The sequence below is a fragment of the Vulcanimicrobium alpinum genome, from assembly GCF_027923555.1.
GTDB lineage: Bacteria > Vulcanimicrobiota > Vulcanimicrobiia > Vulcanimicrobiales > Vulcanimicrobiaceae > Vulcanimicrobium > Vulcanimicrobium alpinum.
Map to the genome: position 1 here is coordinate 2867466 of NZ_AP025523.1, position 26131 is coordinate 2893596.

A 26131-nucleotide genomic window follows, 5' to 3' on the forward strand; every position below is an offset into this window, starting at 1 on the left:
TCGGCGCCGCGCGCACCGATATGCAGGGAGTGGAGCACCGCGGACCAGCACTAGCGTTCATGCGTGCGGGGTGCAGCATTTCAAGACCGAAACTGCCGACGTTGCCGTCGCGTCCGTGTTTCATCCACATCGGCACGCACAAGACCGGGACGACCGCTATCCAGGTGACGATGCGGACGCTGGCAGAGACGCTGCGCCGCGAAGGCGTGCTCTATCCGTCGGCCGCCGTCTATCACGCAGGCCATCACAACATCGTCTTCGAGATGCTGGGCGACGAGCGATTCGACCTCGCGCTCGGGACCCTCGACGATCTCTGCGAGGAGATCCGCAACGCAGCTGCTGAGCGCATCTGCCTGAGTTCCGAGGCCTTCGAATACCTGCACGCCAGCCCGCAGCATTTGGCGCACTTGCGCGACGCGATCCGCGCGCTCGGCTACACGCCCGTCGTTCTCCTCTACGTGCGGCCGCAGGCGGACTATGTCGAATCGCTGTTCGCCGAGATGACGAAGCACCGGCATGCCGGCACGTTCAGCGCGTTCCTCGAGGGGATCACCGTCGCGGGCGCGTTCCGCGCGAACGTCTACGGATGCACGGAGACGTTCACGTTCACGTACGATCGGATCGCCTCCGACTTCGCCGCGACGTTCGGCGCCGAGAACGTCGCCGTGCGGCGCTACGATCGGCGGCGCGGGGCGGTGATCGAGGATTTCCTCGACCTCGTCGCGCCCGGCGCAGCGGCGCTCGCCGAGGCGGCGCAGCTGCGCGACGTCGCGCTCAACTCGCGTGACGACTTCGCATGCGTCGCGAAACGCATGATCGACAACGATCTCTCCCGTCACCCGGAGTACATCGAAGGGCCGACATCGACGCTGCCCTTCGACGAGCTCAGGGTGACGGGGTACACCTTCGCGCCGCTGACGACCGCGGAGCGGCGCCGCCTGGAGCGGCGCTTCGCCGAATCCAACGCGGCTCTGGCCCGCACATGGGGCGTCGATCTGCGAACCGCGGCGTCCGGGTCGTCGCCGGCATCGACCGGCGCGCTGACCGCACAGCGACTCTTCCGCCGATTCGACGATTTGCTCCGCACGCCGCGCGGCACGGAACGCATCCCGCTGCGCGAGGGCGCGGGCGGGGATTCGACCGCTTAGTAGATCGACGCGAACGCGCGCTGGGACGCGTGCACCTCTTCGAGCACGCTCATCCAAGCGATATTGTACCAGCGCGGATTCGCCAGCCAGCCGACGTTGTCGAGCGGGAGCTTTCCGAGCATCACATCGATCGACTCGAGCACCGTCACTGCAGGCGTGAACCCCAGGCGCTGCGTCATCTTGAGGTTGGTCATACGATAGTCGCGGACGAGCTTCGGGAGCGGCGCTTCCTCGAGCGCCACGTGGCGGCCGTGCAGCGAGAGCGATCCCGCGACGAGCATCGCGAGCTGGCGCACCTGATAGTTCTCCTGCATCACGTTGAAGATCTCGCCGCCGACGACGTCGAGCGGTGCCGTGAGGCAGACGATGTGCGCGCGCGCGACGTCGCCGACGTCGACGAGCGGCCGCCACTGCCAGCCGCCGCCGTGCAGATAGAGTTTGCCGACGGTGGCCGCGTCTTTGAGGAACGTGTTGACGACGAGATCGAAGCGCATCCGAGGCGACCATCCGTACACGGTGCCCTGGCGCAGGATCGTCGGCGCGAAGCCGTCGCCGGCGAGCGCGAGCAGCGCGTCCTCACCGTACTTCTTCGAGATCGAGTACGCGCCGCGCGGCTGCACCGCCGTGCGTTCGTCGAACATCCCCGGCCCGATCCCATCGTAGAGCGACGCCGACGAACCGAACACGAGGCGCGCGATCCCGTGCCGTTTGCAGGCTTCGCCGAGGCGTTCCGTCGCGATCGCGTTCATCTGCCAGTTCGCGTCCGGGTTGTACTCGGCGGTGGGATCGTTCGAGAGCCCGGCGAGGTGCGAGACACCCTCGATCCCCTCGAACCACGCGTCGTCGATCGCGCGCACGTCGCCCAGGATCGCCTCGAGCCGGCCGCCCGAGCGTTCGGCGAGTTCGAGCAGCGGCGCGTCGCCGAAGAAGAACCGGTCGACGACGCGGACGCGATCGCCGCGTTCGATCAACTGACGGCAGAGCTCCAGGCCGATGTAGCCGCCGCCGCCGGTGACGAGAACGTGCATCGGGACTAGGCCCGGACGTTCGATCGTGCGCGCCGGCCGGCGACGAAATCGCCCAGCGCCTCACGCCAATGCCGAACGGCGGGAATTCCCGCGGGAGCAAACGTCGTGTTCGCGAGGACGGAGTACATCGGCCGGCGCGTCGGGTTGCCCATCGCCGCGTAGGTCGTCGGCTCCAGCGGCGCGTCGGCGAGCCCGGCGAGCGCGAAGGCGGCCTGGACGAACTCGAACCAACTGCAGTGCCCGGCGTTTGTGAGGTGGTGCGTGCCGAACGCCTGCGCGTCGAGCAGGTTGCGGATCGCGACGGCGATGTCGGGCGCGTACGACGGCGAGAACACCATGTCGGCGACCATCCGCGTCGGCTCACCGCGCTCGGCCTGCCGCACGACCTTTTCGATCAGCGTGTAGCCTTTGTTCGACGTCCCCGCGGTGCCGAAGACACCGCTCGTCCGCAGGATGTAATGGCGCGGTCCGTGCCGTCGCACCAGCTGTTCGCCGGCAAGCTTCGATGCGCCGTACGCGGTCAGCGGATTGGGTGCATCGTCCTCGCGGTACGCGCGGCCGGCGTTGCCGTCGAAGACGTAATCGGTGCTGACGGTCGCAAACGCGACGCCCCGCTGCGCGCACGCGGCGGCGGCAGCATCGACGGCGATCGCGTTGATCGCGAACGCCTTCGCCGTTTCACCGCGTTCGATCGCGTCGACGCTGTGAAACGCCGAGCAGTTCACCAGCGCGTCGGGTCGCACGTCGTCGAGAAACGCCGCGAGCGCGTCCGCATCCTCGAACGGAAGCTCGGCATGCGACGGGGCGACGACGTCACGATCGGCGAGCGCCGCGCACAGCGCCGATCCGAGCTGTCCGCTCGCGCCGACGACCGCGATCCGGCGTGCGATCACGCAGGGGCCAGCTTCTTCATCCGCTCTTCGGCCACCAGACACGTCGCGCGGTAGAGCGACTCGAACTGGCCCGCATCGGTCCACCAGCCCGAGAGTTCGTCGTAATAGCAGTCGCCGGCCGCGATGTAGGCGTTGTTGACGTCGGTGATCTCGAGTTCGCCGCGCTTGGACGGCTTGAGATCCCGCGCGTAGTCGAACACTCGGCCGTCGTACATGTAGATCCCGGTCACTGCATGACGGCTCTTGGGATGCGCGGGCTTCTCCTCGATCCCCACGATCCGGTCGCCGTCGAACTTCGCCACGCCGAACCGTTCCGGATCGTCGACTTCCTTCAGCAGCAGACGGCACCCCGACGGCTGCTCGATGAAGCGCTGCACGTGCGGCGTGATGTCGTCTTGGATGATGTTGTCGCCGAGAACCACGACGACGCGGTCGCCCGCGGCGAAGTGCTCGCACAGCTTGAGCGCATCGGCGATCCCGCCTTCGCCTTCCTGGTACGTGTACGCGATGTGCGGCAGCCCGAAGTCGCGGCCGTTGCCGAGCAGACGCAGAAAGTCGCCGGCGTTGTTGCCGCCGGTCACGATCATGATCTCGTCGATCCCCGCCCGGCACAGCGTTTCGAGCGGATAGTAGATCATCGGCTTGTCGTAGATCGGAAGCAGATGCTTGTTGGTGACTTTCGTCAGCGGCCGCAATCGCGATCCGAGCCCGCCGGCGAGAATGATCCCTTTCACGAGGACTCCTAACGGTGTGCGTACTGGCGCTGATAGTAGGAACGGAAGTCACCGGACTTGATCGGCCGCCACCACGCCTCGCGCGAGCGATACCACGCCGCCGTCTCCGCGAGACCGGTTTCGAACGGAACGGCCGGCGTCCATCCGAGCGCGCGCGCCTTCGACGCGTCGAGCGCGTAACGGCGGTCGTGTCCCTCGCGGTCGGCGACGTGGCGAACGCTCGTCTCGTACGAGCGGCCGGTGAGCTCGAGCAGCCGGCGCGTGATCTCGAGGTTGGTGCGGCTGTTGCCGCCGCCGAGGTTGTAGACTTCGCCCGGGACGCCGTGTTCGAGGACGTGCGCGATGCCGCGGGCATGATCGTCGACGTGGAGCCAGTCGCGCACTTGCAGGCCGTCACCGTACACGGGCACCTGCTCGCCGTCGATCAGATTGGTGACGAACAGCGGGATCAGTTTCTCCGGGTATTGGTAGGGGCCGTAGGTGTTGGACCCGCGCGTGATCAGGACCGGCGTGCCGTAGGTGGTGTGGTACGCGAGCACCTGGAGGTCGCCGCCGGCCTTCGAGGCCGCGTACGGGCTGCGCGGCCGGATCGGATCCCGCTCGCGCGAGGCGCCTTCCGCGACGTGGCCGTAGACCTCGTCCGTCGAGACCTGGAGAAACCGGGGAATCCCGCGCCGGCGGACCGCCTCGAGCAGGACGTGCGTCCCCATCACGTCGGTGCGGATGAAGGCTTCGGGATCGAGGATCGACCGGTCGACGTGCGTCTCGGCCGCGAAGTTGACGATCGCGTCCACCCCGTCGCCGATCGCTTCCTCGACCGCCGCCGCGTCGGCGATGTCGCCGCGGACGAACCGGTAACGGGGGTCGCCCGCGACCTCTTCGACGTTGGCCGGATTCCCGGCGTAGGTCATCGCGTCGAGGACGGTGACGGCGATTGCGGGGCGTTCGCGCAGGACGTTGCGGACGAACGCCGAGCCGATGAAGCCCAGCCCACCCGTGACGAGCCAGCGGTGTGTCATCTCGGTCGGCCGTGTTCCACCGGCCCGAAACACTCTCCCGCGACGGCGGAAACTTTCGGGGCGCGGTGCGGTACGTAGCAGTACGCACATGGCCATGCAGCAGATGGTCCCCGAGCTCCACGACGAACGCCTGGTCCAAGCCATCCTGGACGGCGATCGCGAGGCCTTCGCTATGCTGGTCGAGCGGTACAAGCGCTCGATCGCATCGTTCATCGGCGCCTCGATCCGGCAGCCGTCGGACGTCGCCGACCTCACGCAGGAGACGTTCCTGCGCGCCTACGCGCACCTCGGCACGTTCAACCCCGATCTGGGCCGCTTCTCCACCTGGCTCTATCATATCGCGCGCAACGTCGTGCGCACGTTCCTCGGCCGCTCGCTGCGCCGTCCCGCGCTCGCCGAGCTCGGCGAAGAGCAGACCCTCGAGAACAGCCTGCCCGACGCGTCGAGTGACGCCGACCCGGCCGGCGGCGTGCTGCGCGCCGAGGCCGAAGCTGAAGTGCGCGCCGCGCTCGCGGAGCTCCCGGAACGGACGCGCACGGTGCTCTCGCTGCGCTTCTACGACAACATGGACTATCAGACGATCGCGACCACGATGGGGCTCTCGCTCGGCAACGTGAAGACGCTCATCCATCGCGGCAAGCTGGCGCTGGCGCACAAGATGCGCGAGCGAGAAGCGGCGGCCCAGGGAAACTGCGCGACCCGGACGTTCCGGGTGAAGGAGGGGTTCGGTGAGCTGCAGCTCGTCTGAAGCCCTGTTCGAGGGCTACCTCGACAACACGCTCGTCCCCGCCCAGCGCGCGCGGCTGATCGCGCACCTGAACGCGTGCGGCCGCTGCAAAGGCGTGCTCGAAGAACTGCGCGCGGTCGATGCGCTGCTGTCGTCGCCGCGCGCAATCGAGCTGCCGGCGAACTTCACGTTCGCGGTGATGGCCGACGTGCGGAGCGCGTCGCGTCCGCAGGTCTCGGCGGCTCCGGTCTTCGCCTATCTCATGTCGTATCTCATCGCGGCGTGGCTGCTGATCGGCGCGGCGTTTCTGCTCGCGGCCGACGCGGTGCGCGCGTTCGGGGATGCGGCGTTCGGACTCTCCGCGCAGGTTCTGCGCACGCTCGGCGCGGTCGGGCATGCCGGCCTGCACATCGCGGACGACGTCGGTGCGTTGGGCGCGCTGCTCGGCACGGCCGTCGTCGTCGATCTCGCGATCGCGTTCGCACTGGTCGTCGGCTTCACCGTCGTGCGGCCGCGTCTGGTCGAGCGGATCCGTTCGTGATCCGTCTTCGCCTCGTCGCGCTCTTCGCGTTCTTCTTCGCCCTCGCAGGCGCGTTCGGCGCGACGCCGGCGGACGCGCGCGGCCACGACGGCGACGTCACGCGGCTGTTTACCGATTACACGGTCGAACAGGGCGAGACCGTCGACGGCAACCTCAACGTCGTCTTCGGCGACGCGACCGTCTACGGCCGCGTCCGCGGCGACTGCGTCGCGCTGTTCGGCAGCTGCACGCTCGCCGAGGGCGGCGAGGTCGACGGTCACAACTACAGCGTGACCAACGACGTCGTGCGCGCATTCGTCCCGGCCGGGATCTCGGTGATCGCGGAACAAGATCGCCGGCTCGTTGGGAATCTCGCCTCGAGCGCGGTCGTCGTTCTCGTCTTCCTGCTTTTCCCGCTGCGGATGCGCGTCGCGCTCGCCCGCGTCGAACGCCATCCCGCGCTCGCCGCGCTCGCCGGAGCGGTCGCCGCGGTGCTGATCCTGCCGGTGACGATTCTGCTGGCCATCAGCATCATCGGGATCCCGCTGATCGTGCTCGAGGTCGCCGCGATCTTCGCCGGGCTGTGGATCGGGCAGGGGGCAATCGCGCTGGTCGTGGGGCGCCGGCTGGCGGAGCTGGTGATGCCGACCACGACGCCCTCGCCGCTGGTCGCGCTGATCCTGGGCCTGGTGGTGGTTTCCGCGGCCGAGATCGTGCCGATCGTCGGCTGGGTGGTCACCGCGCTGGTGTGGCTGGTGGGGTTGGGGGCGGCGATCCTTACCTTCGTCCGCTCGACCGAGCTCGACGGCGCGGTCCGCCGGGCGCCGATCGGCGGCCCGCCGATGCAGGGGTGGCGCTGATCCCGGGAACAGGAACGTCCTGATGGACATCCTGGTGAAGCCCCAGCGTCTCGCGCGGCGGTGCGAGCGGCTCAAGCCCTCGACGATTCGCGAGATGCTCAAGGTCACACAGAATCCGGACGTCATCTCGTTCGGCGGCGGCCTGCCCGCCGCCGAACTGTTTCCGGTCGCGGAGATCTCTGCTGCGCAGGACCGGGTGATGCGGACCCGCGGCGCGAGCGCGCTGCAGTACTCGGTGACCGACGGCGTCACCGAACTGCGGGAGTGGGTGGCGGCGCGGATGAGGGCCCAGCACGGGGTCGCGGTCGACGCCGACGACGTCGTGATCACCGGCGGCTCGCAGCAAGGGCTCGATCTCTACGGCCGCGTCTTCCTCGACGCCGGCGACATCGTCGCGCTGGAGAACCCCTCGTACCTCGGCGCGATTCAGGCGTTCGACGCGTTCGAGCCGGCGTATCTTCCGGCGGAGTCCGACGAGAACGGGATCGTCCCGGCGGCGCTCGAGCGCGCGTTCGCGAACGCCGACCCGCTGCCGAAGTTCCTGTATCTGGTCGCGAACTATGAGAACCCCACAGGGCGAACGCTGGCAGCGGAGCGCCGTCCCGAGATCGTCGCGATTTGCGCGCGTTACGGCGTGCCGATCCTCGAGGACGATCCCTACGGCGAGATCGCCTTCGAACAGCACGCGCCGCCGGCCCTGCTCTCGCACGCCGCGAACGGCGCCGTGACGTACTTGGGCACCGGATCGAAGATGGTCGCGCCCGGACTGCGCGTCGCGTGGATGGTGATTCCGGATCGCACGCTGCGCGAGAAGATCGTCACCGCGAAGCAAGGCGCCGACCTGCACTCGAGCACCTACGCGCAGTACGTATTCCACGCGTACGTCGAAGACGAGGCCCGACTGCGCGGTCATCTCAACACCGTGCGTGCGACGTATCGTGCGCGGCGCGATGCGATGGTCGCCGCGCTCGCGGCGCAGATGCCGGCGCACGTCCGCTGGAACGTGCCGGGCGGCGGGATGTTCTTGTGGGTGACGGTCGGCGCCGGGATCGATACCGAAGAACTGTTCGAGCATGCGGTGCGCGACGGGGTCGTGTTCGTCCCGGGCCGGCCGTTCTATCCGCACCGCGATCGCGGCGACGGGATGCGGCTCAACTTCTCCGCGATGCCGGAGCCGCGGATCGACGAAGGGATCGCGCGATTGGCGACCGCGATCCGCCACCTGGGCGGTTAGCGCAGCCGCAAAAAGGCGCGTACGCGAACGCCGCGAACATCGCGCCTTCGTTCAACTCATCCGCACCGATTCGAGAGGTACTCCGTGGGTCTGGTCGTGACCGGCATCTCCCAAAACGGCGACATCAGCGCCGTCGAAGCGGCACTGAAAGCGGCCGGGCTTACGCTCGATCCGATTCAGCTGATCGGTCCCGATGATTCGACGCAGGGCTCCGCGTCCCGCAGCGGTTTGATGAACCCCGGACTGATGACGGGCGGCGGGCAGGGCACCGGCGTCCCCGGGGTGACCAGCGGTGTGCCGACGGCCGGCGGGTACGGCACGCACTACTTCCGCAACGAGAAGCTCGGCGACCGGCTCGGCGACTTGGAGATTCCGGACGACCAGGTCGACAACTACATCGACGCGCTGCAAGCGGGCCGCAGCGTCGTTGCGTATTTCGCGAAGCCGGATACCATCGACAAAGTGACGGAGATCTTCCGCGGCAGCGGACTGGCGAGAGTGAAGACGTTCTAACCACGCGGGGCACTGCGCGACGGGCAGACGCCCGCACGTTGGTGCGCTGGTCCATCGCGAGCGCGCTGCGGTGTCGACCATCCCCCTGTAGGCGTGCTCGGTTGGCCGGAAGATCGAGAAACCACGGGCCGCCCGGATTGACCGGAACGCTGAGGGCGCGAGCATCACCTCTTGTATACGCAGCGCGCCAAGCGTCGATCGCGGGCGCGTACGCCTGCCAGTGCAAATCCGCGAGCGGCGGGACGCGGTAGTTGAGGAACAATCCGGCGGCGAACACGAGAATCGGCAACGCCGATGCGACCGGCTTCAATCGCTTTCGCCCGGAACCGACCCGTTCCGAAAACATTACGCAGAGCACGATTGTGATGCATTCAGCAGCGAAAAAGTATCGCTCACCGCCCCATCCAGGAATGCGTGTAAGACGTTCGTAGTCGCCGGAGAGGTTTCTGGCGGCAAGCGCCACCGCGATAGACGAGACGATTAAGTACGCTCCGACGATGAGAACTCTGCGCTGCATCCTGGTCCCGTTTGCGAAAAGTGCCGCTCCGACGGAGAGCGCCGACGCGACGGCAACGAGCGGCGGCGTGACGAGGCCCAGTGCGGAGATCGACTTTACTGTTTCTCCGCCGAGGGTGAGTGTAAGGACGGAGCGATACGCATAGGCGATCAAGGTGGCGGGAACGATCCCGAACGACGCTGCAACGGTACCCGTGTTGCTGGAAGGCGACGCTCCCAGTGCCTCCGCGCCGAACATCCGCGAGCCCACGAAGAGCACAATCGTCTCGACGAGCAGTGCGCCAAGCATGGTAATTGCGATCGACGCTCGCCCCCTCCGCTTGACGAGCTGCCAGAGAAGAATCGGGGCGGCGACCAGCATTTCCGGGGAACTCCAGCAGAGCACGGCACCGAGCACGCAGAGGCTCAGGCGTCGCGCCGCGTTCATCCGTGCGACGTTTCGGGCGGGGAGCGCGATCAGTAGAATACCGCCTATTGCTAGATACCACTGCACGTTCGTGACGTTGCCGAGTAGTTCGTATGCGGAGGTCGCGCTCGCAACGAGAACGACTGCTGTCACGCGTGCTGCGTCGGATCGAATAATATAACGGAACGGCCTCAAGGCAAATGGCGCAAGCGATCCCGCGGCGAGCGCAAACGCAACGACGCTGTAGATCGTCGGCTGCAGAGCCGTAGGGAAAGCGGCCGCGATATCAGCGATGCAGCGCTGCAGCAGGACGAGGTATCCCAAGTGGGGCAAAGCCAAGGTCGCGAAGGACCCGATCAGCAGACGATCGTGGAAGTAGACCAGCGCGTCTTCCGCCCAGAACTGTGCGTGTAAGACCGTACTTGGGCACCGGCATATCAACACGACCGCCGTGAGAGCCCAGATTACAACGACTCGACCTTGTTCGGTTTCGAAACGGCGCAGAAACCGACGGATGAGAGCACCACGCGCTCCGCGCATGGAGCCCTGGACGGCGCTATCCCATTCGGGCACCCGCCTGGGATGCGGCAATACAGGCCTTTTCCCTCCCCACGATGCCGCAGCGGCTAGGAGATGATTTGCGCGCGGCGTACAAGCGTTGCGCCGCCGGCGCTTTCTTACGCGCGACCCATCAGCTCAACTGCGAAGGGATGCAACACGATGACCCTCAAACTTTGGCTTCAGATCGCCGCCGGATCTGCTGCGCTTGCATTCCTCTGCGTCATCGAGGCGATCGGTTCGCTCCAAGTGCAGAATACGACGGCAACGCTGCTCGTACCGAAATCATATCCGGCTGTTGCGGGCAGCGGCTTTCAGCCGGGTGCCGTCTTTCCGGCTACCGATCAAAGTATGACGCCTCAGAATGTTCGACTCTACGGATCGTTTATCAACGGAGACAGGAACACGGGAGACGCTTCGACCGCATGGTACGATGCCGTGCCGGATATCGCGTTGATGGTTTCCGGATATCCTGCGCGACCGGGACTTTCGCTGTCGGTCGATGTCGATGCCGGAGACCGCATCGTGCCGTTGCAAGTGACGGCATCGAATCCAGGTGAACGGTGGGTTCAATTTCACGTTCCGATTCGTGAGGTTGCCGGAGCGAAGCGCTTTCGGATCCACGCTGTCGATCGTGCAACGACGTTTGAAGGATGGGTCGGATTCTCCGAGCCCTTCGTCGTAGACACTTCGCAGCAATCACGAACCTTCGGTGCCGTCGGCAAAGTCGCCATCTTTATGGCTGCGTTCTTTTCCCTCGTAAGCGCTGCAATTTCGGTGTTCCTGTCGATACGAAGCGCTACGCTTCGTTGACGCCCTCGCTCGTGATCGCGAAGTTCCTGCCGCTCGTCTTGGTCGTCATCGCGGGAGGAATCACCATAGAAGCCTTTTCACTCGACGTCCACGCGGGCACGCCGCAAGGCTTGCCGCGCGCCCCGGCGGTTCGACCCATGCCGTCCAAGCTTAAGGACGACTGGGCTCAAACGCTACCGATGAAATCCGGGGAAACGCAAGCCACCATTGAAGCCGTATCGGTCGGTCGCGGAGCGGAACGAACCGTGCTCGGCGCCGACCGGACGGTTCTCCTTTCAGCCGGAGACCCGTCGCCCCTGAGCGTGAAAGGCTGGGCGATCGACGCCCCCGCAAATGCTCCCGCAGGCGGCGTCCTCGTACGCGTCGACGATGGTCGCCCGATCGTCGCGCGCTATGGCCTTTCTCGCCCGGACGTCGCCGCAGCGCTAGGAAACCCGGCACTGGAAGCAACGGGATACAAGGCGCTGCTTGAGACGGCGCATCTTGCAAAAGGTGCTCATCGACTTCGCTTCTACGTGCTGGATGCGCACCGGACCGGCGTGTATCTGATCCCGGACCATCCGACGCGAGTGCGGCTCGTGCGTCAGTGATACGATTCGGGTCGATCAGGGGCGGAACGGACCGTCATGGACGAGCACAAGTTGCGCCGCATAGCCTCGTACCGTCACGGGGTTTGGATACAGCATGCGCAGATCGGCGTCGCTCGCGGTCCAAAAGTGCCTTAGCGTGACAAGAGACCGGATATCGTGCGCCTGGATACGGCGCATCTCCGCAACACCATTCACATCGGATCGTAAAGAGAGCACCGCGGACGCCGCTGCGCTGACAAGCACGGCAGACCGCAACTTGATCGAGAGCGGCGCCCTGCGCAGAGCGCACACCGTCAATCCGACCAGCGCGATCCACAGCAGCCCGGAATACGTCGTATAGCGGCTCGCCAGCGCCTGATCTATCCCGAACGCCGCCCGTCCGATGTCGGTCATCGTCCCGGCCAGCAGAGCGAAAATCCCGAGTGCGAGCCACGGCGCTTCGAGGTCCCCGCGACCGTGCTGTTTGCGGCGTGCGTATGATATTGCATAGGCACCGAATGCAGCGACCCCTACGGCCCCGATACACATCGGCAGTGCGATCTCTGGTGCGCTCGACCAGGCTAACGGCGCACCGAAGTACGCAAAGAGGTACCCAAGGACCTCAAAGGGATGGGTCAACACGTACGTGGGATCCGATTGCAGGCCGCCCCGCGACCAGCCATGCAGATACAGCACGGTCGCGACGCCGGCAGCGGCGATCCAAGCGATCGTCTGTTTGGGGCCGTCAACACGGCGGTCCAGGAGAATCAAGCACAGCCCAGCGGGCCAAAGCAGGAGCCCCGATGACATCGTGTAGCTCGCGAGAAACCCGACGCCGATGGCGAGGCGGAAAGCAAGCGGTGCCTCCCGTCCAACGATCAGCAGCCACACCATCGCGAACACGAAAAAAACGATCATGAACCACGCGAGCTGGAAGCCCCACATCCAATTGCCCGCCTGCGAGGCGCTGTAAAGGATGGCGCTTCCGAAGAGGAAGGATATTCCCAGCGCAACGCGAGACGCAGAACGACGCAGCAGATCGAAGAATAATGCCTGTGCGCACACGACGAACGCGATGCCGATCAATTCTTCGCGGACGACGTTCCAGCCGCGCCACTGTGCGAGCAACAGCATTAAAGAGTACGGGACGAACATCCGATGCTCGTTGTGCTGCGCCCATAAATCCGCGAAACTCAGGGTGTGCTGATGCATTCTGATAACGAGGCTGGCGACTTCCCATTCATCCCATTGCGGAGCATTGACAGCCCAACGCACCAGCATCGCCGCGATGGTGATTGGGAATAGGCACGCGACGAGAAGGCATGCGGCGGTCGCCGCTCCCGACAATCCGGGCTGCTCGGCGGTCGCGCGTTCGTCGAGCTGAACGTCAGCGGTCATCCGCACCAAATCGACGGGCGAGGAGCCTGAGAGGCCGGGTCAGTCGCCACGATTTCGAGTCGACCACGCTTTGCAGGGCCTCGTGCGCTGCGTCTGCAAGCGAACGCAACTCTCGTTCCATCTGAGCCCATCGTTCGCGCTCCGATTCAAGCGCAGCCCGAGCTTGGTCCGCGTCGTCCTGAAGAACCGCTGCACGGTTCTGCAGAGCATCGCGCTCGGCACGAGCGCGCCCGAGCTGTTCGCTTCCGCGCAGGATCTGCTCGCTCAAGGCCTGCGTGTAGCCTGCTTCCCTGACCGATACCTCGCGTGCGTGTTGTTCGATGGTTTGGGCAAGTTCGCGTTCCACGATTCGCGCGCGATCTGCCCAGCCCAGCATCTCCCGCTGGATCTCCCCTCTTTCGACCTCGAGCGCAGCACGGGAATGCTCCGCCTCGCTGAGCGAAGCTTCGAGCTCAAGAACCCGGGCCTGCAGCGACGTCACCTGCTGCAGCTTTTCCGATCCGTCGGATTTATAAAGCGCTTCCAACTCTTCATAACGGCTCTCTTGGTATATCCGCAGCGCATCGGCTTTCTCAAAAGCTGCGTGTGCGTCGCGCGCATCCTCTTCCAATGATCGAATCTTCCTGTCAGACTCGTCAAGCCGCTCGCGCAGGTTATATGCATCACGCTCTCGCTCGGCGCGTTCCCTATTATAAAGTTCCGCTAATTCGTCGTAGCGATTTGCATTGTGCAAACGCTCCGCGTCCGCTACGCGAAACGCTTCGTGCACCGCATCCAGTTCGGCCCGCAGATCATTTCGGCTTGTATTTGTAGACGTGAGTGCCGCCCGGCCGGCGCTCAATTCGCCCGGCAACGTTCCATCGAGTCGCTCCACCATATTGCGCAAAGCCTGCATTTCCCGAGCGGTAGCGCCGAAGACGTCATCCGACGGGTCCAGAAATGCAGACTCGACCAGGTCTTCGATCGGTTCGTCACTGGCGACCGCAAGGAAATACGTTGGATCGATGAGTGCCGGCAGGGCGTCGAGCACGTCATCACCCCGGCCGGCGAACCATATCGGACGTTCGACGACGGCGTTTGCAAGGGGGTGCACTACCGACGCTGCCGCGATGCGCTGTCCATAAATTCTGACGTGACGAAAGCGAGCGGAGAGCAATTCCCGAAACTCTGAAAAGTACAGTTCGCGGACGTGGAACGGATTGGAATACTGCGGAATATCCGAATACACACGCTTGTTCGGAGTCGAGATGACGAGCGTACCGCCGGGCGCTAGCACGCGTTTGATTTCATCGACCATGCGTTCGTGCTCGGCGATGTGTTCAAGCGTTTCAAACGACGATACGAAGTCAAAGCCTGCGTCGGCAAGAGGCAGTGCACTCGCCGATCCGACGACAAACCGCAGGTTGGAAGCATAGTACACACTTCTGGCGCGCTCGACGGAGCTTTCGTCGATGTCGACGCCGACGGCCTGGGCTGCCGTAGTAGCAAGCAGCGCGGTACCGTATCCTTCGCCCGAAGCGACGTCCAGAACGCGTCGTCCGGCGGCGAGACGTCTCGCAATAGCATAGCGGTGCACATGCTCGTAGCGAATCTGTCCCATTAGACCCGGGACATAGCGTTCGCCGGTGAACGTCAGTTCGCGCAGTGTCGACATGGTCCGCAACATATTTGGACCCTTGTCGCGATCCCCTGGTCAACGAGGATTTTGACCGGCAGGAGACAGATAATGCCGTCGTGTCGACCTTGGCGTCTCACATGAAGGTGCGCGGATACGTAGACGAGATTTATGCTGTTCCGCAACCGGCGGGCGGGAGGATTCCACTGGGGAGTTCGGTCGTGATCACGGGATGGGCTGCCCGCGACGATCAGGCGCAAGCGGTAATGGCCGTCAACATCGACGGTCGATGCTTCCCCGTCACGGTCGGGCTGGACCGGCCGGATGTCCGAGTTCTACTCGGTGAGCATTACGGAGCTACCGGCTTTCAAGCGGTGATCTCTAGCGCCGTCATCGGAGCCGGCAGAAAGTACGTTGAGGTGACGGCTGATGGTTGGCGCCTCGCAGAACCTCACGTCCTTTTCCTCGCTGAAGCCGGCAGTCTCTACGGATTACGGCAACTTCCCATCTTGCCGAACGGACGCATCGACACCGCTTTTATTGCAGGAGCGGACAACCCGGAAGCGGCGCAGCCCTCACGTGCGAGAGAAACCGACACACTGGTCATCCGGGGTTGGGGGTTCGATCGCGATCGCATGCGCAAGTACACTGCGGGCTTCGCGTTTATCGACGAAACCGTAGTTCATGTTGCCGGCGCGACCGGATTCAGGCCCGACGTTGCGGAGGTCTACGCAACCCCGGAGATGGGCGGCTGCGGCTTTCGGCTGCACGTGCCGCTTCGAGGAATCGGGGCGGGACATCATACCGTGCAGGTAGCGCTGGGCGATTCGGCAACGTCGCCGCTCGTCCGCGTACCGCAAACGATTACCCTCAACGTCGCCTAGGAGCCAAGTTGACCCTTTCACTTCCTGCGCGGCGCGCATTCCGCGACCCGGATTACCGGGCGTGGTACATGCACAATTGTCCCGACGAGACCGAACTCGCATCGCAAAGAACGCAGAGTCTTATCGGCGATTATCCTCTCGTATCGATTGCCGTTCCAATCTGGCGGCCGCATTCGTACATGCTTCGGGAAATGCTCGAGTCTCTTGCCGATCAGAGTTATCCCTATTGGGAGGCCTGTCTGGTCGTCACGGCAGATGAAGATGATGAAAACATCAAACTCTTACGGCAGTTCGCTGACGCTGACGAGCGATTCATCATCAACGAATTGCCCCGCAACAAGGGCATCGGTGGTAATACGAACGCTGCAATCGCCGCATGTCGCGGCGATTGGATCGCGTTCGTCGACCATGACGACGCGTTGACTCCCGACGCGCTCTTTCACGTCGTAAAGGCCTTCGGCGCAGCGGACGTCGTCTACTCCGACTTCGATTACATTGACGACCGGGATGGCTCGCTCGGCGATCCGCTTTTTAAACCTGAATGGTCCCCGGAACTCCTCTATGCTGCCAACTACCTTACTCATCTCACGGTCGTACGGGCAGGCCTCTTGCGCGACATCGGAGGAATGGCGGAGGATCTCGACGGGGCCCAAGATTGGGACTTGCATCTGCGCCTTGCCGAGCGGACGCAGCGCATCATTCACGTGCCCCGCGTGCTTTACCATTGGCGCCGGCATGACGGATCGACCGCGCTTTCCCACCGAGCGAAGGAGGGAGTGGGCCGTAGCCAGTCCAGGTCACTGAACCGTCATTTCAGCCGCAAAGGCTTGCCCGCGCATGCCCACGTTAATGATGAGGGGCACGTTCGGATCGGCTGGCGATGGCCTCGGAAACCGCTCGCGTCCATCATCATCCCGACGAAGGACAAGGTTGACCTTCTTCGTGCTGCGATCTCGTCGATCATCGAACGCACTCGGTATGAAGCCATCGAGATCGTGGTGGTCGATACCGGCAGCTGCAACCAGACAACCTTCGCCTACTACGAGGAACTGCGTCGCGATCCGCGCATACGCATACTCGACTACGCGTTGCCGTTCAACTGGAGCGCCGTCAATAATTTTGCCGTACGACATAGTGCTGGCGAGTTGCTGATATTCCTCAACAACGATGTCGAGGTCATCGACGGCGATTGGGTTGACGAACTGGCCGGCTGGGCGCTGCATCCCGAGATCGGAGCGGTCGGCGCGTTGCTGTTGCGTGCAAACGGTGACGTGCAGCACGCCGGGATCGTCGTCGGCCTCGAGGGCTTCGCGAACCATCCGTTCGCGGACACGGCTGTATCGGTCGGGAATGCGCACGGCAGTCCGCTGTGGTATCGCAACTATCTGGCAGTGACCGGTGCGTGTTTGGCGGTTCGACGCGACGTGTTCGATACCGTCGGAGGTTTCGACGAGGCCTTCATTCTTTGCGGCAGCGACGTTGCGTTTGGGATCGAAGCATACAGGCGCGGTTTTCGCAATGTGTACACGCCGTACGCTCGGCTTTATCACCTCGAGTCGGCAACGCGCGGACACGAGATACCGGACGGTGATTTCGCCGTCTCGGCGGTCTATTATCGGCCGTATCTCGAGGCCGGCGACCCGTACTTCTCCCCGAACTTGAGCCATTGGCGGAAACCGCTCGCTCCACGGCATCCCGATGAGCAGACGCCGTACGATTACGTCACTCAGTTCCTGCGTCGCCGATCGATGACGCCGCCGCGAAGCCGCACGGAGGCAGAGCACGTCGTTGAGTGGTTCGACTTGGATGAAAGTGAGATCGCTGCCTACCGTTCGCAACCGACGACCGGCTTGCGTCCGACCACCTCGATTGCATGGTTTTTACCGACGTTTACCGTCGCTGCGTTCGGTGGAATCGCGACGATCCTCCGTTTTGCCGCGCACTTCGCTAACACGTATCACGTAAACAATCACTTCGTTCTGTGCGGCAGCGGAGACCGGGCAACGTATGTCGACCTCATGCGTCGTTGGTTGCCGGAACTGAGGGTTGACGACGTCACCATCGGCGACTCGACGGCGGCGCTCCAAGATGTGCCGCCGTGCGATGCGGCGATATGCAGCTTGTGGACGACGGCGTATGCCCTCGCACGATTTCAACGGACGCCGAGAAAGTTCTATTTCATTCAGGATTGGGAACCCGGGTTTTACGCAGCGGGCACGACCAGCGCGATGGTGGAGAACACCTATCGCCTCGGATTTTACGGGATCGCCAACACGATCTCACTCGCGCGTTCGTATGCCGAGGAATTCGGCGGCTCTGCAACCTGGTTTACACCCGCGGTGGACCACACGGTTTTTCGTCCGAAAGCACGGGAACCGCGCCAACTGGATCCGCTGCGTACGAGGCGTGTCTTCGTCTATGCGCGTCCAGGCACGCCGCGGAACGCTTTTGAACTAATCTGCGCAGCGGTACGGCGTCTGCGTATGCGACACGGTCCGGGCATCGAACTGATCGCAGCGGGGGGCGATTTCTCTGCGGCCGAGTACCAGGTCGCCGGTGCGATTACGTCACTCGGCCTGTTGCCCTTCGAAGAAACTCCTGCCCTTTATCGTTCTTGCGATGTCGGTGTTGCGTTGATGATGACGCGCCACCCCTCATACATTCCGTTGGAACTGATGGCTTCAGGATGCCCGGTAGTAGCAAACGTGAACCGATGGAATAGCTGGTTCTACCGCGACGGCGAGAACGCGCACCTGGCGTTGCCGTCGCCAAGCGGATTGGCTGACGCCGTCGAGCGCGTCGCGTTCGACGATCTGTACGCGGAAAAACTGCGCTTCGGCGGATTCGAGACAATTGCACGATTCCATGCCGATTGGAACCCTGAGATGGACCACGTCTATGCTTTTCTGTGCGATCCCGAAACGCAGGCTCGCTCGCTCGATTCGGCCCGCTTTCGCCCATCGACGCCGCGCTTTGCGGCCGGCAGAGCATGACCGACGCGGGGATCGCGACCTTTTCGCATATTGATCGCTTCAGTATCTTTAATCGAACGCTCGGCATCGAAGGCTGGCTCTTTTCCCCCACCCGCAATCTGGTGCGACTCGAGTTGCGCTTCGCACGAGGCGCGTCGGTAAGCGTCCTTTGCGGCTTGCCGAGCCAGGATGTCGAAGCGGCCTACGGAGCGGAGGCCGCAGATTGCCGTTTTGCACTCTATACGTCCGTCGAACAGCCTGATGATATCGTGATCAACGCGACGTTGTTTGCCTGGTTTTCCGACGGCACAACGGCCACACTTGACGACTTAGGGACGCGTGATAAAGGCTCCGAGCCGGCTCACCGGCTAACCGGCAAGTTCATCGCCATCACCACGGCCCTGCCGCCGGGAAACTTCTTGGAGATCGGCGCCCGCGCTCGATCCGGAAACACCTACCGTCAGTTCGTTCCTGCGGGTTGGAACTATGTCGGCTTTGACATGCGGCCGGGTGACAATGTCGACGTCGTAGGCGATGCGCACGCGCTCGCATCGTACTTTTCCCCGGAATCTTTTCAAGCCGCGATGGCGATCTCAGTATTCGAACATTTGCTCATGCCGTGGAAATTTGTCCTAGAACTCAATCGCGTTCTCAGCATCGGCGGCGTCGGCTATTTCATGACGCACCAAACGTACGCCGTGCACGACGCACCCTGGGACTTCTGGCGCTTCTCGAACGACGCTTGGCCGGCACTCTTCAATCGAGCGACGGGATTCGAGGTGCTCGAAGCACACGTCGGAGAGCCCGCCTTTATTGTCCCTGTTCGCTGCAGCCCGGGGCATGCGGCCGACGCGCCCGGCTATCTCTCCTCGTCCGTCCTGGTTCGAAAGATCGGGCACACGACTCTGCGATGGGATGTTGATCTCTCGGAGGTGATCGAAAGCCCGTATCCTGCGTGATCGTCGTGGGAGACTACGTCCGGATCAAAAGCTCGTCACGAAAGACTTCGCGTTCGTCCGGGACGATCGCCAACTTGAAGTATGGGGCGGTAAGCGCGAGATTCACGTTGTAATACGGATCGGGCCGCTCACGAATAGACCAGCGCTTGATCAGCATTTCTTGTTCGATGAGATTTCGCTCGGCACGGCTTCGATCAAGATCGGATCCACGCGATAGGGATTCGTGGTGATACAATTCGACGTGAGGGAGATAGACGTTTCGCAGGCCGCGAGCGCCTAGGCGAAGACAGAAGTCCACGTCGTTGTACGCGATGGAAAAATCTTCGTCGAATCCATGTACTGCTTCGAACGCCTCGCGGCGGACCATCATGCATGCAGCGGTGACGGCGCTATAATTGTTGACGGTAACCACGGCACCGAAGTGGTTCAGCTCGTACCGCTGCATGCGATAATTTACATGACCGGCCGCGCCGCCAAGACCCAGCACGATTCCGGCGTGCTGGAGGGTGTTATCCGGGAAAAGGAGCTTGACGCCGACGGCGCCGATCGACTTGCGCTGCACCTGTTCGAGCATCATCTCGATCCATTCTTGGGTGATCACCTCGGTATCGTTGTTGAGAAAGAGCAGATACGGCGAATCGCTCGCAGCGGCACCAGCATTGATGAGCCGCGAGAAGTTGAACGGCTCATCGCGTTCGATTACGCGGAACCGCTGCTCGTCCCACTTTCGCCAGCGGCGTAAGACGACGTCGGTCTCCTTTTTCTTCGAGCCATTGTCGACGATCAGCACTTCGAAATCGTGATAGGTCGATTTGAGGAAAATGGACTTTAGACAATGATCGAGGATATCGGCTTTGTCCCGCGATGGGATGACGATCGAGACCTTGCCGGGCTTGCGGAGTTCGTATCGCGGAATATATAAGCCATGGCAGTTCGGAACGGGATCCACCCGTCCCGGCTCGCCGCGCCGCTCCATCGCCTCTGCGATAGCCTTCCGAGCCGCAATGTACGCGTACGGCTTCGCGTCCGTGCTCCCCGCCGCCGACTCGGCGTGCTTACGCCAGCTATACAGCACCCGTGGGATATGGTGAATGCGCTGGCTGCTTTCGGTAAAGCGCAGAACGAGATCGTAGTCCTGACTGCCGTTAAGTTCAGGGCGGAACCCGCCGATCTTTTCGACGATGCTGCGCCGGTAAATGCCAAAGTGCGACGTGTACATCTTCGAGAGAAATGAGTCCGGGGACCAATCGGGCTTAAAGAACGGCTCCTGCCGCTTGCCGTTCTCGTCCAACTTGTCTTCGTCGGTATAAATCATGTCGATTTCTGGATCGACATTCACTGCGTGCGCGACTTCGAAAAGCGCATCAGGTGCGATGAGATCGTCGTGATCCAGCAGACCGATATACTCGCCCGTCGCCATCGCAATCGCGGAATTGGACGCCTCGGAGATGTGCCCGTTTTGCAGACGAAACGCGACGCGAATGCGTTCGTCGCCGGCGGCATATCGCTCCAATATCTCACGAATGTGGGGCGACGGCGAATTATCATCCGCGATGCACAGGGTCCAGTACGGGTAGGATTGAGCAAGGACAGATTCGATCGCTTCGATCAAGTAGCGCCGTGGAGTTTCGTACACGGGCATGACGACACTGATGACGGGGCGCAGGGGAAGCAGGCGCGAGAGCGACCGCTGCAATTCGAGTTCGTGAGGTTGCGCCGCGTGCGTCAAAAGCCACTGTTCGTATTCGGAGCGTGCGAATGGCCCGGCATCACGGCCCGCTGCGCTGGGCAGTTCTCCCCGCTCATCGCTATATGCAGCAAGACGCCCGGTGCGGGTACCGGCAAGGCGGCCGGCGAGCGCCAGCATCGAACGAAGACGAGCGAATTTGCTGCGGTCCATCGCAGCATAGGCGCGTTGCAGTTCACGTAGCCGCGCACGGCTGGCGGCAAACTCGACGGCAAGCGCATGGGTTCGCCCGATTTCCGAACTGCTCATCGGTGCACCCTCTTCCCGACCCTCTCAGGCCGATCATGCACAGGCACGCACCGCGGAAACGCGAATCCGAATGTCGCTGATGACTGCGATTTCAACGGCGGCGGGCACTACGAACCACGGGGCGGCGCTTCTTCCCGCCGAAAGCGACGCGCGTGCGGCGACGGACTTCTGCCGGGCGCTGGCCGCGGATTCGGTCTATGATGCCTCCAACGACGGAGGGGTGCTGGCATCGGCGCTTGAGGATCAAGCGATCGACGTGACGCGCTATCCGTCTCCCCGACCAGGCCGATTCGGTCTCGCCACGGCGCTCGGCCTGCCCGCTGGGTCAGCCTCCGCACGGGATACCCTGATCCGCGAATTGAGCGACCGGTCAGATACTGTGCTTCTCTCGTGGGACTGGAGTGAGGTCGGACGCCCGACGGCGGGCGTCGCGTATTCTTGGCTCATTGCCCTTGCCCAAGCGGGCCTGCACGTGGATTTCATTGCCTCGGGCGATGGGACCCTGCGGAATTTATTGCTGTTTCGTCGCTCCGCGGAGCCTCTGACATCGCGCCTGCTTCAAACGATGGCGCACGTCATCGTCAATACACATCGAGCGCGTGCAGCGCAAGAGGAGCTCTCCAGCCTTCGTTCCACCCGAGCGACCGATTTAACGCAAATCGAAAGGCTCGACACGGAGAATCGCCTGCTGCGCCAACGCATCGACGCCCATAGCCGCGAGATCGCAGCGCTTCGCGGCGCCTTGGCGGATGTAAACGACCTACTTAGCCACGAACTCGAGGCGGTACACAGCGCCGAAGCGGTTGTCGCTGAGGACATCGACGCACTTACTGCTAGCCCGCTATGGCGCCTCAAGCTCAGATTAGCCGGCGTCAAGCGAGGCCGCGAATGACGGTGTTGACAACCGCATCGCAGCAGAAAACCTCCTTCAGCGGCCGTTTCGCTACGTATGCCGCCCTTGTTTCCACGCTCGCGGCGCGCAATCTCAAAATCCGCTACCGCGGTTCCTCGCTCGGCGTTTTTTGGTCGCTTTCGAATCCGCTGCTCATGACGGGCGTCTATACGGCAATTTTCGGCACGGCGTTTGCAAAGTATTACGGCGGTTCGATTTTCGATTACGTTCTCGCCGTCTTCGTTGCTCTGTCTGTCCTCGCGTTTTTTTCCTCGGCAACCTCGCAGGCACTGAGCTCTATCGTCGCGGGAGGGCCGCTCCTGAATAAGATTGCTCTTCCCTGCAGCGCCTTTCCCGTGAGCACCGTGACCGCGAACACGTTCCAATTGGTCATCGGTACGGTTCCGCTCCTGATGATCGTTGCGCTTTTGCGGACGCATTCCATCATCAATGTGGCAGCGATCGCAGGCCCTCTCGCGGGCCTTATCCTTACGTCGATGGGGGTCGCTCTGGCCCTCGCCGCGCTCTACGTCTATTTTCGAGACCTGGCGTACCTCTATGAAGTCGTGACGTTCATCATCTACATGACTACACCCGTCTTCTACCCGGCGAGCTTCGTGCCGCCGAGCGTTCGCACGTACCTGGAACTCAATCCCGTCGCGGTGATCGTCAGTTCTCTGCGCGATATCGTGCTGAATCCGCAGATGCCTCATCTCCGTGCAATCGCGCTTCCGGTCGTTACCGGCTTTGCGGTCTTCGCACTCGGAATCGCCATCTTCGCGCCTCTGCGCCGAGACTTTCTCGACCTGCTGTGAGACCCGCAATCCACTTCTCCAACGTTACGCTTTGGCGTCGAACTCAGGAAGAGTACGCTTACGATCTCAAAGGCACCGTCTTTCGACTGCTGCGCCGCCAGCACGCGCGGACTACACGAAGGCGTACGATACACGCCGTCGACGTGACCATCAATCGCGGAGAGAAGGTCGCACTAATCGGGCGCAACGGCAGCGGCAAATCCACGCTTCTGAAGCTGGCCGCGGGCATAATCGCGCCGACGCAAGGCACCGTTACGGTGGAGGGGAGCCTGGCGGCCCTCATCGAGTTAGGAGCGGGCTTCGATCCCGACCTTACCGTGATCGAGAACATCGTGTTCTACGGCGTGCTGCTTGGGTTCTCACGGTCTCACATGAAGCAGCGTATTCCCGAAATTCTCCAATTTGCGGAACTTGAAAATTACGGCAACGCTCCCCTCAAGACGCTTTCGTCAGGAATGTCCGCGCGTCTCAGCTTTGCGATTGCCACCGACGTGCGGCCGGAAGTTCTCTTGATCGACGAAGTTCTCTCCGTCGGCGACGAGGCGTTTCGAAACAAATCCACGGCGCGAATCCAGCGCTTTTGGGACGAGCACTCGACAATCGTGCTCGTATCGCACGACCTGAGCTTCATTGCAAATCATTGCGAGCGCGCAATCCTCATCGATTCGGGAGAGATTGTTGCGGACGGTCGCGCCTCCGATGTTGTGGCTCGGTACATTGCGGACGTCGCCGCGACATCCGAGGAACGATTCGGAAGCCAAGCGGAGTCAGTGTCGAACAAACCGGCATTCGGCCATCTCGACGATGTGTCTCTTGAAGCCGGGACGCTCATCGTGCGCGGCTGGGGCTACATCGACGCATCGCGCCGGGGAGACGCCATAGGCGTATTCATCGATGGCGAACTGGTCCTCAACGCGCCCTATGGATCGTTACGGCCGGACGTTGCCGCGATCTTCGAAGTGTATCATCAAGACGTCGGCTTCGACATTCACATTCCGCTCCGTGCGACCTCGAGCGAACATCGCGTTGAATGCGCAGTGTTCGATGAAGTTGCCGGCATGTACCGGCCGATCGACCACGTTCGATTCGTGCGGTGCACGATGCCGGATCCGGCTATGACGAACGCAGGTCGATAACAGCGCGTCTTGCCGTCGGCCCCATCACTACACGTGTACGCTGCGCGTCGGCGCGCCGGACGCCGGCTCCTCGACGTCGGCTCGCCGGCGATAGTCGCCGCGCGAAAACCACTTCTCGATCAGCGCGTACAACACGATGAAGAGGTAGCGGCTGCCCATCTCTTTGATCTTGAACTTGGAGACGCCGCCTTTGCGGTTGTACCAATTCGTCGGGATCACATTCCAGCTGTAGCCGCGCACGATCGCTTTGAGCGGGATCTCTACCGTGATGTTGAAATGCGGCGAGAGGATCGGACGGACGCCGTCGATCACCTCGCGCCGGTAGGCTTTGAACGCGTTGGTGACATCGTTGTAGCGGATCCCCATCACGGCCGCGATGAAGGCGTTTGCGCCGCGGTTGAGCGCGCGCTTCAGCCACGGATAATCGACCACGCGTGCACCGCGCATGAAGCGCGAACCGAAGGCGCAATCGTACCCATGCTGCAGCAGCCGCCAGTATCCGACGACGTCCCGCGCGTCGTCTGACGCATCGGCCATCACGATGCAGACGGCGTCGCCGGAGAAATTGTCGAGCCCGGTATGAATCGCGTTGCCGAAGCCGCCCGGGCGAAGATTGCGCACGCACCGCACCTGCGGCCATCGCGCGCTGACCAAGGCGATCACCTCGGAGGTGCGATCGGTCGAGTGATCGTCGACCACGACGATCTCGAACGGAATCTGCTCCGCCGCTAGCGTCTCGGCGAGATCGAGCAGGGTCGCCTCGACCGTTGCTTCCTCGTTGTGCGCGGGGATGACGATCGAGTACAGCTCAGACACCGGCTCGCTCGCGCTCGCTCTCGGCGAGCCAGCGATCGACGTTCTTGTCGAACATCTCCTGCGTGAGGGACCGGAGGTCGTACTGCTGCGTCCAGCCGGGATAATGTGCGCGGAACTTCGCCATGTCGCTGATGTACCAGATGTGATCCCCGATGCGATTCGTCTCCGTGTAGGTCCAGACGAGTTTCCGCCCGGAGATCTCTTCGCACAGCGCGATCGCCTCGATCATCGAGCAGTTCGAGAAGCGCGTTCCGCCGGCGTTGTACACCTCACCGCAGCGCGGGCTCTGGAAGACGTGATCGAAGGCCGACACGAGGTCGTGGGAGTGAATGTTGTCGCGGACCTGTTTTCCCTTGTAGCCGAACACCTGATACGGCGTCGCGGTCACGGTGCACTTGAGGAGATAGGCCAGGAACCCGTGCAGTTTCGTGCCCGAATGATTCGGCCCGGTGAGGCACCCGCCGCGAAAGACCGCCGTCGGCATCGAAAAATAGCGGCCGTACTCCTGAACCAGCACGTCCGCCGCGACCTTCGATGCGCCGAAGAGCGAGTGCTTCGACTGATCGATCCGCAGCCGCTCGTCGATGCCTTCCCAGTAGGGATGGGCGCGGTCGATCTCCCAGCGCGTCTCGAGCTCCACCAGCGGCAATTCGTTGGGTGCGTCGCCGTAGACTTTGTTGGTCGAGGTGAAGATGAACACCGCCTCGGGCGCGTGCCGGCGCGTCGCCTCGAGGATCGACAGCGTGCCGTTGGCGTTTACCGTGAAATCCATCTGCGGGTCGCTCGCGGCCCAATCGTGCGAGGGCTGCGCGGCGGCATGGATCACCAGCGCGATCTTCTTCCCGTATTTTGCGAAGAGTTCCGACATCGCATCGGCATCACGGATATCCGCCGCGACGTGCGTGTAGTTGCGCGGAAAGCGGGATGCCAGCGACAGCCGGTTCCACTCGGTCGACGCGTCAGCGCCGAAAAACTGCTGACGGAAGTTGTTGTCGATCCCCACGATCTCGTGACCGCGCTCGGCGAAATACGCGACGGCTTCGGAGCCGATCAGCCCAGCGGAACCGGTGACGACGACGACGGACATCGGACAGTATGTGCTCCTGCAGA

23 protein-coding genes are annotated in these 26131 nt (G+C 63.0%); 14 read left to right on the forward strand and 9 right to left on the reverse strand.

Annotation, left to right across the window (positions count from 1 at the left end; translation table 11 throughout):
* Nucleotides 1–101 precede the first annotated feature (101 nt).
* A complete protein-coding gene (locus tag WPS_RS14720; protein WP_317995223.1) occupies nt 102–1148 on the forward strand; it encodes a hypothetical protein in 1047 nt (348 codons plus the stop codon).
* Here WPS_RS14720 and WPS_RS14725 read toward each other — a convergent pair.
* From WPS_RS14725 to rfbB, 4 genes are read right to left on the reverse strand one after another with little or no spacing between them, the layout of a single operon-like run.
* Entirely contained in the window at nt 1145–2176 is a 1032-nt protein-coding gene (locus WPS_RS14725) for an NAD-dependent epimerase/dehydratase family protein (protein WP_317995224.1), read from the reverse strand. The two genes, WPS_RS14720 and WPS_RS14725, sit on opposite strands and share 4 nt — an antisense overlap.
* A gap of 5 nt (nt 2177–2181) precedes the next feature.
* A complete protein-coding gene (gene rfbD, locus WPS_RS14730) occupies nt 2182–3069 on the reverse strand; it encodes a dTDP-4-dehydrorhamnose reductase (protein WP_317995225.1) in 888 nt (295 codons plus the stop codon).
* On the reverse strand, nt 3066–3803 hold the full coding sequence (locus WPS_RS14735) for a sugar phosphate nucleotidyltransferase (RefSeq protein ID WP_317995226.1): 738 nt from the start codon (nt 3801–3803) through the stop codon (nt 3066–3068). The genes rfbD and WPS_RS14735 overlap by 4 nt, the downstream gene beginning before the upstream one ends.
* 8 nt (nt 3804–3811) lie before the next feature.
* Nucleotides 3812–4822 (reverse strand): dTDP-glucose 4,6-dehydratase, encoded by a 1011-nt coding sequence (gene rfbB / locus WPS_RS14740; protein WP_317995227.1) that lies wholly within the window; start codon nt 4820–4822, stop codon nt 3812–3814.
* Between the two features lie 88 nt (nt 4823–4910).
* Here rfbB and WPS_RS14745 point away from each other — a divergent pair, with 88 nt between their 5' ends.
* The 7 genes from WPS_RS14745 to WPS_RS14775 all read left to right on the forward strand — a co-directional run bounded on the left by WPS_RS14745 (nt 4911) and on the right by WPS_RS14775 (nt 11559).
* A complete protein-coding gene (locus WPS_RS14745; RefSeq protein ID WP_317995228.1) occupies nt 4911–5570 on the forward strand; it encodes an RNA polymerase sigma factor in 660 nt (219 codons plus the stop codon).
* Nucleotides 5551–6090, forward strand: a complete 540-nt coding sequence (locus tag WPS_RS14750) for an anti-sigma factor family protein (protein ID WP_317995229.1) — start codon at nt 5551–5553, stop codon at nt 6088–6090. The genes WPS_RS14745 and WPS_RS14750 overlap by 20 nt, the downstream gene beginning before the upstream one ends.
* Entirely contained in the window at nt 6087–6929 is an 843-nt protein-coding gene (locus tag WPS_RS14755; protein WP_317995230.1) for a hypothetical protein, read from the forward strand. The genes WPS_RS14750 and WPS_RS14755 overlap by 4 nt, the downstream gene beginning before the upstream one ends.
* 22 nt (nt 6930–6951) lie before the next feature.
* The gene (locus WPS_RS14760) at nt 6952–8163 is read left to right on the forward strand and encodes an aminotransferase-like domain-containing protein (RefSeq protein WP_317995231.1); all 1212 of its coding nucleotides are present in this window, start codon (nt 6952–6954) and stop codon (nt 8161–8163) included.
* An 84-nt stretch (nt 8164–8247) separates the two neighbouring features.
* Complete coding sequence (locus tag WPS_RS14765) at nt 8248–8676, forward strand: hypothetical protein (protein WP_317995232.1); 429 nt, start codon at nt 8248–8250, stop codon at nt 8674–8676.
* A gap of 1642 nt (nt 8677–10318) precedes the next feature.
* On the forward strand, nt 10319–10969 hold the full coding sequence (locus WPS_RS14770) for a hypothetical protein (protein WP_317995233.1): 651 nt from the start codon (nt 10319–10321) through the stop codon (nt 10967–10969).
* Nucleotides 10966–11559: a hypothetical protein gene (locus WPS_RS14775; RefSeq protein ID WP_317995234.1), complete on the forward strand. Its 594-nt coding sequence runs from the start codon at nt 10966–10968 to the stop codon at nt 11557–11559. Before WPS_RS14770 ends, WPS_RS14775 begins: the two co-directional genes overlap by 4 nt.
* A 15-nt stretch (nt 11560–11574) precedes the next feature.
* Here WPS_RS14775 and WPS_RS14780 read toward each other — a convergent pair whose 3' ends face one another.
* Together WPS_RS14780 and WPS_RS14785 are read right to left on the reverse strand one after the other, a co-directional pair.
* Nucleotides 11575–12936 carry a hypothetical protein gene (locus tag WPS_RS14780; protein WP_317995235.1) on the reverse strand — a complete coding sequence of 454 codons (1362 nt, stop codon included), beginning with the start codon at nt 12934–12936 and terminating at the stop codon, nt 11575–11577.
* Nucleotides 12926–14590 carry a methyltransferase domain-containing protein gene (locus tag WPS_RS14785; RefSeq protein ID WP_317995236.1) on the reverse strand — a complete coding sequence of 555 codons (1665 nt, stop codon included), beginning with the start codon at nt 14588–14590 and terminating at the stop codon, nt 12926–12928. The genes WPS_RS14780 and WPS_RS14785 overlap by 11 nt, the downstream gene beginning before the upstream one ends.
* Before the next feature lie 101 nt (nt 14591–14691).
* On the opposite strand from WPS_RS14785, the gene WPS_RS14790 reads away from it, so the two are divergent.
* Genes WPS_RS14790 through WPS_RS14800 form a run of 3 tightly spaced genes read left to right on the forward strand, consistent with a single transcriptional unit; the run spans nt 14692 to nt 19366 of the window.
* The gene (locus WPS_RS14790) at nt 14692–15435 is read left to right on the forward strand and encodes a hypothetical protein (protein ID WP_317995237.1); all 744 of its coding nucleotides are present in this window, start codon (nt 14692–14694) and stop codon (nt 15433–15435) included.
* 8 nt (nt 15436–15443) lie between these two features.
* Nucleotides 15444–18428, forward strand: a complete 2985-nt coding sequence (locus WPS_RS14795) for a rhamnosyltransferase WsaF family glycosyltransferase (RefSeq protein WP_317995238.1) — start codon at nt 15444–15446, stop codon at nt 18426–18428.
* A complete protein-coding gene (locus WPS_RS14800) occupies nt 18425–19366 on the forward strand; it encodes a methyltransferase domain-containing protein (protein WP_317995239.1) in 942 nt (313 codons plus the stop codon). The genes WPS_RS14795 and WPS_RS14800 overlap by 4 nt, the downstream gene beginning before the upstream one ends.
* A 13-nt stretch (nt 19367–19379) precedes the next feature.
* On the opposite strand, the gene WPS_RS14805 is transcribed toward WPS_RS14800, so the two are convergent.
* Nucleotides 19380–21362 carry a glycosyltransferase family 2 protein gene (locus tag WPS_RS14805; RefSeq protein WP_317995240.1) on the reverse strand — a complete coding sequence of 661 codons (1983 nt, stop codon included), beginning with the start codon at nt 21360–21362 and terminating at the stop codon, nt 19380–19382.
* A 70-nt stretch (nt 21363–21432) separates the two neighbouring features.
* Here WPS_RS14805 and WPS_RS14810 point away from each other — a divergent pair, with 70 nt between their 5' ends.
* The 3 genes from WPS_RS14810 to WPS_RS14820 all read left to right on the forward strand — a co-directional run bounded on the left by WPS_RS14810 (nt 21433) and on the right by WPS_RS14820 (nt 24205).
* Nucleotides 21433–22254 (forward strand): chaperone modulator CbpM, encoded by an 822-nt coding sequence (locus WPS_RS14810; protein WP_317995241.1) that lies wholly within the window; start codon nt 21433–21435, stop codon nt 22252–22254.
* Nucleotides 22251–23069 carry an ABC transporter permease gene (locus tag WPS_RS14815; protein ID WP_317995242.1) on the forward strand — a complete coding sequence of 273 codons (819 nt, stop codon included), beginning with the start codon at nt 22251–22253 and terminating at the stop codon, nt 23067–23069. The genes WPS_RS14810 and WPS_RS14815 overlap by 4 nt, the downstream gene beginning before the upstream one ends.
* A gap of 143 nt (nt 23070–23212) precedes the next feature.
* Nucleotides 23213–24205 (forward strand): ABC transporter ATP-binding protein, encoded by a 993-nt coding sequence (locus WPS_RS14820; RefSeq protein ID WP_317995243.1) that lies wholly within the window; start codon nt 23213–23215, stop codon nt 24203–24205.
* Nucleotides 24206–24232: 27 nt separating this feature from the next.
* Here WPS_RS14820 and WPS_RS14825 read toward each other — a convergent pair whose 3' ends face one another.
* Nucleotides 24233–25021, reverse strand: coding sequence for a glycosyltransferase family 2 protein (locus WPS_RS14825; protein ID WP_317995244.1), 789 nt, complete (start codon nt 25019–25021; stop codon nt 24233–24235).
* Nucleotides 25014–26108, reverse strand: coding sequence for an NAD-dependent epimerase/dehydratase family protein (locus WPS_RS14830; RefSeq protein WP_317995245.1), 1095 nt, complete (start codon nt 26106–26108; stop codon nt 25014–25016). Before WPS_RS14830 ends, WPS_RS14825 begins: the two co-directional genes overlap by 8 nt.
* Nucleotides 26109–26131 lie beyond the last annotated feature (23 nt).